Origin of the sequence: Clostridium sp. FS41, from assembly GCF_000954015.1 — a bacterium.
Taxonomy (GTDB): Bacteria; Bacillota; Clostridia; order Lachnospirales; family Lachnospiraceae; genus Enterocloster; species Enterocloster citroniae.
Genome location: NZ_JYHN01000029.1, coordinates 1 through 10,504, shown reverse-complemented (window position 1 = coordinate 10,504; position 10,504 = coordinate 1). Strand labels below are relative to the sequence as shown.

Genomic DNA, 10,504 nt, shown 5'->3' with positions numbered 1-10,504 from the left:
AGGATCGAGGATGGCGACAACTACTACTATGTAGATATCAATGGCGTTATGGCTTCCAATCAGTGGGTAGCTATTGACAACGAGGACGCTGGTGAGGATGATGAGCCAGAGCATTACTGGTATTACTTCCAGGCTAATGGTAAGGCTTTAAAGAACAGCGGAGACAATGTATCTTTAAAGACCATCAATGGCAAGAAATATGCATTTGATGATGAAGGTAAGATGCTGTATGGCTGGGTTGCTAACGATAACGCAGAGCGTATCGATAACACTGATGGCGATGCTTTCAAGGATGGCATTTATTACTTCGGCGGCGAAGATGACGGTGCTATGACCGTTGGCTGGCTGCAGATGGATATCACATATGAGGAAGCAACAAATGATGAGTACAAGTATGTTGCTCCTGTATTTACAGATGATGAGGATCAGAGCCGTTGGTTCTACTTCAAGTCTAATGGTAAGAAGATTTATGCTGATAACGGCGAAGAGACCAAAGAGAAGACCATTAATGGTAAGAAATATGCATTTGACCAGAATGGTGCAATGGTAGCTGAGTGGTCCATGGACGAAACCAAGGTTGCTACAGCTGATATGCCAGCTACACCAGGTAAGGCAAGCACTGCTAAATACTCTCAGGCATGGAGATACTTCAACAGCGTTGAAGATGGTTCCCGTGTAAGCAAGGGTTGGTTTAAGGTAGTATCTGCTGAATACCTGAACGAAGAGAAATATAATGATGATGAAGATGCATGGTACTATGCAGATGGTAGCGGCAATCTGTATGCAGGCGAATTCAAAACCATTAAGGGCAAGAAGTATGCATTCAGAAATGATGGCCGTATGATCAATGGTCTGAAGTTCATCAATAAAAATGATCTGACCAAGGTATATGCAGATGATGATAACGATCATCCATTTGATACTGAAGATGATTTCATCGACAGTGCTCTGTGGTATACTGCAAACGGTTATAGCTGCTATTACTTTGGTGGTGGCGATGACGGTGCTATGAAGACCAACAAGACTTCTATTTCAATCGATGGCGACAACTTCAACTTCTACTTTGAAAAGTCTGGCTCTGACAAGGGTGCAGGTGTAAATGGTGAGAAGGATGACAAGTACTACTTAGGTGGTATGCTGCTGAAGGCTGGCTCTGATGATAAGTATCAGGCTATTCAGTATGTAGATAAGGCTGGAGAAGAAAAGGGCTGGAAGAAGTTAGATGATGCTCAGGCTGTTATTGATCTGCATAAGGTAACAAGTGACGTAAGCCAGGCCAATGTTGATGCTGCTAAGAAGGCTGCATCCTCCTTCAATAAGAAGGTTGACGACCTGAAGGAACTCTACGTTCTGCCTGATAATGAATTAAAACTTATCAATACTTCTGGTAAAGTGATTGACAAGAAGGGCAAGAGCAAAGATGGTAATGACTATGTTTACGTAACCGATAACAAGGGTGTAATCAGAGTTATCTATGTAGAAGACTAATTTGAATGGTTTGTATCCAATCAATTAATTAAAATTTAAGGGGGAAGCGTTGTGACTGATGATTTTATAATTATTAGTCGCAACGCTTTCTTTTATTTTTCAGGAGGTATCTACTATATGTTAAAAAAGCAACTTGCTATACTTAGCCTTGCTACAGCATTGACTATGGGAACTGCAATTTCATCATTTGCTAGTACAGCAAACAGCATAACAATGGAAAATAGTGGCGCATATTTGTTTGAGTGGCGTCCAGTAGACTGTGGTGACGGTGTGTCTTTTGCTATTCTTGTGGGCGGTAATACAGTCAATGAGAGAGATGTCATTTTAAATCGTGGTTATGATTATGCTTATACCTTTGAACCATCGGCATATCCTCGTCCGTGGGGGACAGCGCCAGATTTAGTGAATATAGATGGTGTCTGGGGAATCCCCGAAAACTGGTCAATCCTTCCAGAGGGAAGCCAACCCACAATGCAGATTGTACTCAAAACAAATTACAAAAACCTTGATACAGATAAACGGTACATTCATGTAGTCCATCTGCCAGGCAATGTGGACTCTTCCACCCTTCCTGCTGAAGTACGTAAGTATCTGATTAATGTAGATGGTTCTGATGCCGGCGCATATGAGGGCACGGAAACCAGTGGCTGGACAAAAAATAGTAACGGACAATGGACCTATAGAAAAAGTGACGGTACTTTTGTAACAAACAGTTGGCTCACAGTTGATGAAAAAACATACTATATGGATGAAAATGGAATCATGTTGGCTGATACATATGCACCAGATGGAACCTATTTAAATCCAAAGGGTGAAAAGGTTGGTTATAAGCCGGGCTGGGTGGCTGATGGAAGTGGCTGGAGATATATCCAAAAAAATGGTTATTATGCAGCTTCCACCTGGTTACAGGATACTGACGGTAAGTATTATTATTTTAATATTGGCGCTTACATGGCCGTTGATACCACCACGCCAGACGGCTACCGCGTAGATGCTAATGGTGTGTGGGACGGTCAGGCAAGTACAATCGTCAATGAAGTAAACCTTGGACCTGGAGTGTCATCTGCTACGGGATGGGAATCAGTGGGTACTGATTGGAAATTTAAGCAGGAAGATGGTACATATGTGACCAATGCTTGGAAACAGGTTGATGAAAAATGGTATTATTTTAATGAAAATTCATTAATGGTTACGGATCAGACCACGCCTGACGGTTATTATGTTAATGCTGATGGTGTTTGGATACAATAATAAATCATTGTAACTTAAAGGACGAACTCCAGAGAATGGATATTCTTTGGGATTCGTCTTTTATCAAAAATAAGGTCACGATAGATAACGGAAAAAATGAATTCTTATTTACTCTAATTCACATATCTGATCATAAGATATTAATCCCATTTTATTACTCTTATCTTTTGCATAATCTATAACAGATTGTGTAAAACCACTTTTAGAAAAGAGCAAATAGTATTTCTCTGAAAATTGAAACAATTCTCCCCTCTCAATCAAAACATGAACTACATCCATATCAATAGGTGCGTTCCTCCACTTACATTCGCCAAATAAGGCGGACGAGTCCTGAACCGCCATGATATCTATTTCTTCCTGGCATTTTTTCTTTGGGTTATTTCCCCACCATCGTCCAACATTTCCAATGGCAAAGGGCAAGGTTCCATACACTCTATGATGAAATAAATATTGTTGGCAGATATTCTCAAATATTTTCCCCATGAAATTATTGATCTGGGGCTTTACCAATGTATTGTAAATGGTTTCGCCGACTCCCCGGGTAATACTGCTTAAATTAGGACGTACAAAACGATACCAAAACAGAAACATACTATCCTCAAGCTGATATAATGTTTTTCTGCTGGTGGAGTGCTCTGTTATAGGAATCTCTTTTCGTACAATGCCTAAAGAGATCAATGAGGATATTTGATTGCTGCACCCACTGGTTTCCAAACCCACCTTTGTTGAAATATCATTCAATCTGCTGGCACCACTTGCTATTGCAGAAATAATAGAATGATAGGAAGCTGGCTCTTTTAATTCCTGCTTTAAAAGATTTATGGGTTCTTCAAATAAGCGTCCACTTTCGTCAAAAAACAAATCAATAATATTTCTATCCAGGCTTTCGTTACATTTGATCCTAGAGAGATATTCAGGTATTCCCCCGGTAACACCATATAGAACTGCCTGATCTTCGTCTGAGAAGCCTAGAAGCAAGCTGCGCGCCTCAAAGAAGGTGAATGGATGTATTTTAAACTGAGCCGTTCTGCGGCCATACAGAGGGCTTTTATAGCCTAATACCTGCTCCTCCATAAAGCTCATCGAAGAACCGCATAGGATAAGAAAAAGTTTACTGTTTTTCCAATACTGATCAATATGGCTTTGAAGCATAGAGGATATTGCAGGATAGGATGCTGCAAGGTATGGGAATTCATCAATAGCAATAATGCTGCGTTCCTGTTTTTTACATAAACAATCTACATGATTTAACATATTATTATAATCCGTAAATTCAGAACAGGCCGCCTCTGTCCCTGTTGACAATAGAACCTTGGATAAACCCGATAAGTTCTCCTTACGGGTACCCTCAATTGCCATGTAGTACACAGCCTGCTTATTCTTAATAAATTCATTGATCAGAGTTGTCTTGCCAACTCTCCTTCTTCCATAAAAAACAACAAACTCAAATTGATTGCTGTTATAAAGTGATTCTAATTTTTTCAGCTCGCGCTCACGTCCTACAAACATAGAATACCTCCATTATACTAATCATACAATTACTAATTGATTGATTAGTAATTGTATGATTAGCATATCACTTTATAAGGATATTTTCAAGATAAATACTTCTTATTAAATAGACACTTTTCGCATTAATTATATAAGTTTGTATGGTTTGTATATGTCTTTCTATAATTTTCCTTATCCGAAGTATAATCAACTCGTAATGCAATAAAGGAATTTCAAAAAGTATTTCAAAAAGAAAAAGGAGAGTGCATTAATTATGAGAAAGCAGACAAAATTAGTTGCTGTATTATCAACAGCAGCACTGCTCGCTATTGGTGCATCCATGACATCTTTTGCGGCTCAGGGTTGGGCTGAGGAAGATGGTACTTGGGTATACTATGATAGGAATGGCGACAGAGTAACCGATAAGTGGGCAAAGTCCGGTAATAACTGGTATTACCTGGATAGCGATGGCGAGATGGCTATCGACACCCTGATCGAGGATGGCGACAACTACTACTATGTAGATATCAATGGCGTTATGGCTTCCAATCAGTGGGTAGCTATTGACAACGAGGACGCTGGCGATGATGATGAGCCAGATCACTACTGGTATTACTTCCAGGCCAATGGTAAGGCTTTAAAGAACAGCGGTGACAATGTATCTTTAAAGACCGTTAACGGCAAAAAGTATGCATTTGATGATGAAGGCAAGATGCTGTATGGCTGGGTATCCTCTGACAGTGCAGAGCGTATCGACAATACAGACGGCGATGCTTTCAAGGATGGCGTTTACTACTTCGGCGGCGAAGATGACGGTGCCATGACCGTTGGCTGGCTGCAGATGGATATCACATATGATGAAGCAACCAATGATTATGAGATTGCTCCAGTATTTAATGATGATGAGGATCAGAGCCGTTGGTTCTACTTCAAGTCCAATGGTAAGAAGGTTCAGTCAGACGATGCTGATGATACCAAAGAGAAAACCATTAATGGTAAGAAGTATGCATTTGACCAGTATGGCGCAATGGTAGCTGAGTGGTCTCTGGATATTGCAAAGGCAACTTCTAACTTAGGAACCAACAGTACAGCTGCTGTTGAGAGAACAGGTGGCTCCGCTCAGTATTCCAAGGCATGGAGATACTTCAACAGCGTAGAAGACGGCGCTCGTGTAAGCAAGGGCTGGTTCAAGGTAGTAGCAGCCGAGTACCTGAATGAAGATAAGTACAATGATGATGAGGATGCATGGTACTATGCAGATGGAAGCGGCAACCTGTACGCAGGCGAGTTCAAGACCATTAAGAGCAAAAAATATGCATTCAGAAACGATGGCCGTATGGTAAGCGGTCTGAAGTTTATCAAAGAAGACGGCATGTCTGTAAAGGCTGACGATGATGATGATTATCCATTTGATACTGAGGACGATTTCATCGAGAGTGCTTCTGAGTTCTACAATACAAATGACTATCTTTGCTATTACTTCGGTGATGGTGAAGACGGCGCTATGAAGACTAACAAGACCACTATCTCAATTGATGGTGACAATTTCAACTTCTACTTCGAGAAATCAGGCTCTAAGAAGGGTTCTGGTGTAAATGGCGAGAAGGATGACAAGTATTATCTTGCCGGTATGCTACTGAAGGCTGGATCTGATGACAAGTATCAGGCTATTGAGAAAGTAAGTGCTGATGATGAAGTGGAAACTTGGATTAAATTAGATGACGCTCAGGCTGTTATTAACAAATATGACTTAACCAGCGATACCAGCAAGGTTGACGAAGCTAAGACTGCTGCTTCATCCTTTAACAAGAAGGCTGATGATTTGAAGGAACTCTATATTCTTCCTGAGGATAATGGACTGAAGTTAATTAATACTTCTGGTAAAGTTATCGATAAGAAGGGTAAGAGCAAAGACGGTAATGACTATGTTTACGTGACTGATAGTAAGGGCGAAATCAGAGTTATTTATGTTGAAGACTAATCTGGATAGATACAATCCGAATAACTAATTAATATTCAAGGGGGAAGCGTTGTGACTGATGATTTTATAATTATTAGTCACGGCGCTTTCTTTTATTTTCAGGAGGTAATATATGTTAAAAAAACACCTTGCAATACTCGGGTTTGCTATGATTCTTTCTGTGGGAACTACAGTTCAATCATTTGCTGATACAACAAATAGTGTAACCATGGAAACCAGTGGCGCATACCTGTTTGAGTGGCGTCCAGTTGACTGTGGTGATGGTGTATCCTTTGCTATACTTGTAGGTGGTAATACAGTTAATGAAAGCGATGTTATCTTAAACCGTGGTTATGATTATGCTTACACCTTTGAACCAATGACCTATTCAAGGCCGTGGGGTACGGCGCCGGATTTAGTTAATGTGGATGGCGTATGGGGGATTCCAGAAAACTGGTCTTCATTACCGGAAGGGAGCCAGCCTACTATGCAGATCGTATTGAAAACAAATTATAAGAACCTGGATACAGATAAGCGTTACATTCATGTAGTTCATTTGCCAGGTAACGTAGATTCGTCAACACTTCCTGCAGAAGTTCGTAAATACTTGATCAATGTAGATGGTTCTGATGCTGGTGCATATGAAGGAACTGAAACCAGCGGATGGGTAAAAAATGAGAATGGGCAATGGACCTATAGAAAAAGTGATGGTTCATTTGTTACTAACAGCTGGCTTACTGTAGATGAAAAAACATACTATATGGATGAAAATGGAATTATGTTAGCGGATACATATGCACCGGACGGCACCTATGTGAATCCAAGCGGAGTAAAGGTAAGCTATAAGCCAGGATGGGTTTCTGATGATAATGGCTGGAGATATATACAGAAGAACGGCTATTATGCGGCATCTACCTGGTTACAGGATGCAGATGGCAAGTATTACTATTTTAATATCGGTGCTTACATGGCAGTTGACACCACTACACCAGACGGATACCGTGTAGACGCCAATGGAGTATGGGATGGTCAGGCAAGTACGATCGTCAATGAAGTAAACCTTGGACCTGGAATGTCGTCTGCTGACGGATGGGAATCGGTAGGTACTGATTGGAAGTTTAAGCAGGAAGATGGTACATATGTAACCAATGCTTGGAAACAGGTTGATGGGAATTGGTATTATTTTGATGAAAATTCCTTAATGGCTACAGATCAGACCACACCTGACGGTTATTATGTCAATGCAGATGGTGTTTGGGAACAGTAACATGTTATACATCCGGGACTTATTTGTTGTTCCTTTAATAAAAAGACGAATTCCAAGGCAAAGCTTTAGGAATTCGTCTTTTTACTTATCTACTACGCATTTGTTTTAGTTATGACTGAACCCAAACCCCATCAGCATTAACGTAATAACCATCTGGAGTTTCCTGGTTCGTAACCATTATAGAATTTTCATCAAAATAGTACCATTTTCCGTCAACCTGTTTCCAAGCATTGGTCACATAAGTACCATCTTCCTGAAGATATTTCCAATTGTTATCGATTTGTTCCCATCCGCCTGAAGATGACATTCCTGGTCCAAGATTTACATTGTTAGAAATTGTGCTTGGTTGGCCATCCCATACACCATCGGCATTTACATAATAACCGTCTGGCGTTGCGGTGTCAACCGCCATATATGCACCAATATTAAAATAGTACCATTTTCCATCTGCATCCTGTAACCAGGTTGAGGCAGCATGATACCCATTTTTCTGGATATATCTCCAACCTTTATCATCAGAAACCCATCCTGGTTTGTAGCTTACCTTTATACCACTGGGATTAATATAGGTTCCATCCGGAGCATATGTATCAGCCAGCATAATTCCATTTTCATCCATATAATAGGTCTTTTCGTCCACGGTCAGCCAGCTGTTAGTTACAAAGCTGCCGTCATGCCTCCGGTAGGTCCACTGTCCATTATCATTCTTTACCCATCCGCTGGTTGCTGTACCTTCGTAAGCGCCAGCATCAGAACCATCTACATTGATCAGATATTTCCGTACCTCAACAGGAAGTGTTGATCTATCAACGTTACTTGGCAGATGTACAACGTGAATATAACGTTTATCGGTGTCTAGATTTTTATAGTTTGTTTTGAGTACAATCTGCAACGTGGGCTGACTTCCTTCTGGCAGCAAAGACCAATTTTCAGGAATTCCCCATACACCGTTAACATTTACTAAATCCGGTGCAGTACCCCAAGGTCTCGAATATGTCATTGGTTCAAATGTATAGGCGTAGTCGTATCCACGGTTTAGTATAACATTGCTTTCATTAACAGTATTGCCACCTACAAGTATAGCAAATGATACACCGTCACCACAGTCTACTGGACGCCATTCAAATAAATATGCGCCACTATTTTCCATTGTTATGCTATTCGTTGTACTGGCAAAAACTGTGACTGAAGATGCCGATGACAATGCCATAATAAGGCCAAATATTATAAGGCGTTTTATAAACATATATTACCTCGATTCCTTTTTGTTATTTTTAACGATCCCTTAAATTAATTCGTATGTTAAAAAGTTAGTAAGTTAAATACTGATTTTTATAAATTTAGGTATAAAAAGAAAGCGTCATGACCAATAAAATATCTTAGTCATAACGCTTTCCCCCTTAAATTTTAGTAGATGTAAATATGATTATTAATCTTCAACATAAATAGCGAGGATCTGACCGCCCTTGGCTACTACGTACTGATAATCATTACCATCTTTATTCTTGGACTTGCTATCGATGACCTTGCCAGAAGTATTTACAAGGAAATATTTATTCTTGTCAACACCGTAAGAGGTTGTATCTTTACCCTTGGAATCTGTCTTGGTCTCTTTAAAGATATACAGTTCGCTGATATCATCAATCTTCTTATTGATACCAACAGCCTTTAAATCATTCTCTAACTGTGCTACATCATCTTTATCGGTAAGATCATAGTCATCCTTAGTAACTGTGATAGCATCAATATCGCTCTTACCTAAGAAGTCTTTAGCATCATCTACCTTGGAATATGTGAACTTGCTGGCACCCTTTGCTTGCTCAGCAGTTGATGTTCCGGTTGCTTCTACAACCTGATACTTTTCATCGGAACCAGCCTTTAAAAGCTTACCGGACTGATAGTACTTGTCATCTTTATCTCCGGTTAAACCAGCGCCCTTATTACCACCGGATTTCTCGAAGTAGAAGTTGTAGTTATCACCATCAATACTGATAGTTGTCTTGTTTGTTCTCATTGCTCCATCATCGCCATTACCGAAGTAGTAGCACTTATAACCTGCTTTTTCAAGCTTTGGAGCATTTTCATTGAACTTATCCTCATCATCAAATGGATATGTTCCGTCATCATCTGCTTTTACATCGAAGTTTTCGTCTTCATTGATAAACTTCAATCCATTAACCATACGTCCATCATTTCTAAATGCGTATTTCTTACCCTTGATGGTCTTGAATTCGCCTGCATACAGATTACCGCTTCCATCTGCATAATACCAATCAGCTTCATCATCATTGTTCTTATCATAGTTCAGATACTCAGCTGCTACAACCTTGAACCATCCCTTGCTTACTCTGGAGCCATCCTCCACGCTATTAAAATATCTCCACTGACGAGCATATTTAGCAGGAACACCGTTCTTGGCAGCAGTACTGTAGCTGGCTCTTGTAACTTCACCATCACTGTCAGTTGCGTTGGCAGCTTCAATATCCAGTGACCACTCTGCTGTCATTGCACCATTCTGGTCGAACTCATATTTCTTACCATTTATGGTCTTGCTTTTCTGAACATCGTTGTCCTTAGCTTTTACTTTCTTACCATTTGACTGGAAATAGAACCAACGTGACTGATCTTCGTCATCATTAAAGACAGGAGCGATCTCATTGTCATTGGTTGCTTCATCATAGGTGATATCCATCTGCAGCCAGCCGACAGTCATTGCGCCATCGTCTTCACCACCGAAGTAGTAATCGCCTTCTTTAAATCCATCACCATCTGTATTATCAACGCGTGATGCATCATCTTCTTTTACCCATCCATAAAGCATCTTTCCTTCTTCATCGAAAGCATACTTTTTACCATTAACAGTCTTCAGGGCAACTTTGCTGTTATCACCATTTTTTAATGCCTTACCATTAGCCTGGAAATAATACCAGTAGTGGTCTGGCTCATTATCTTCGCCTGCATCCTCGTTGTCAATAGCTACCCATTGATTTGCAGCCATAACGCCATTGATATCTACATAGTAGTAGTTGTCGCCATCCTCGATCAGG

Annotated in this window: 7 protein-coding genes; 4 read left to right on the top strand and 3 right to left on the bottom strand. The window is 40.3% G+C overall.

Annotation, left to right across the window (positions count from 1 at the left end; genetic code table 11):
• Nucleotides 1-1,488, top strand: a 1,488-nt coding sequence (locus CLFS41_RS03805; RefSeq protein ID WP_045091517.1) for a hypothetical protein, incomplete at its 5' end; no start/stop codon positions are given.
• Between the two features lie 117 nt (nt 1,489-1,605).
• Nucleotides 1,606-2,739, top strand: coding sequence for a choline-binding protein (locus CLFS41_RS03800; protein ID WP_045091516.1), 1,134 nt, complete (start codon nt 1,606-1,608; stop codon nt 2,737-2,739).
• A 108-nt stretch (nt 2,740-2,847) separates the two neighbouring features.
• Here CLFS41_RS03800 and CLFS41_RS03795 read toward each other — a convergent pair whose 3' ends face one another.
• Nucleotides 2,848-4,248 carry an ATP-binding protein gene (locus CLFS41_RS03795; protein WP_045091515.1) on the bottom strand — a complete coding sequence of 467 codons (1,401 nt, stop codon included), beginning with the start codon at nt 4,246-4,248 and terminating at the stop codon, nt 2,848-2,850.
• A 256-nt stretch (nt 4,249-4,504) separates the two neighbouring features.
• On the opposite strand from CLFS41_RS03795, the gene CLFS41_RS03790 reads away from it, so the two are divergent.
• Both CLFS41_RS03790 and CLFS41_RS03785 read left to right on the top strand, forming a co-directional pair.
• Nucleotides 4,505-6,211 carry an argininosuccinate lyase gene (locus tag CLFS41_RS03790; RefSeq protein ID WP_045091514.1) on the top strand — a complete coding sequence of 569 codons (1,707 nt, stop codon included), beginning with the start codon at nt 4,505-4,507 and terminating at the stop codon, nt 6,209-6,211.
• 112 nt (nt 6,212-6,323) lie between these two features.
• Nucleotides 6,324-7,457: a choline-binding protein gene (locus tag CLFS41_RS03785; RefSeq protein ID WP_045091513.1), complete on the top strand. Its 1,134-nt coding sequence runs from the start codon at nt 6,324-6,326 to the stop codon at nt 7,455-7,457.
• Between the two features lie 109 nt (nt 7,458-7,566).
• On the opposite strand, the gene CLFS41_RS03780 is transcribed toward CLFS41_RS03785, so the two are convergent.
• Both CLFS41_RS03780 and CLFS41_RS03775 read right to left on the bottom strand, forming a co-directional pair.
• Entirely contained in the window at nt 7,567-8,703 is a 1,137-nt protein-coding gene (locus CLFS41_RS03780; RefSeq protein ID WP_045091512.1) for a choline-binding protein, read from the bottom strand.
• A 183-nt stretch (nt 8,704-8,886) separates the two neighbouring features.
• The coding region (locus CLFS41_RS03775) for a hypothetical protein (protein ID WP_045091511.1) at nt 8,887-10,504 on the bottom strand (1,618 nt) is incomplete at its 5' end.

Excerpts from the sequence above, each read along its gene's own strand:
- CLFS41_RS03800 (WP_045091516.1), top strand. The coding sequence starts at position 1,606 with ATGTTAAAAAAGCAACTTGCTATACTTAGCCTTGCTACAGCATTGACT.
- CLFS41_RS03795 (WP_045091515.1), bottom strand. The coding sequence starts at position 4,248 with ATGTTTGTAGGACGTGAGCGCGAGCTGAAAAAATTAGAATCACTTTAT.
- CLFS41_RS03790 (WP_045091514.1), top strand. The coding sequence starts at position 4,505 with ATGAGAAAGCAGACAAAATTAGTTGCTGTATTATCAACAGCAGCACTG.
- CLFS41_RS03785 (WP_045091513.1), top strand. The coding sequence starts at position 6,324 with ATGTTAAAAAAACACCTTGCAATACTCGGGTTTGCTATGATTCTTTCT.
- CLFS41_RS03780 (WP_045091512.1), bottom strand. The coding sequence starts at position 8,703 with ATGTTTATAAAACGCCTTATAATATTTGGCCTTATTATGGCATTGTCA.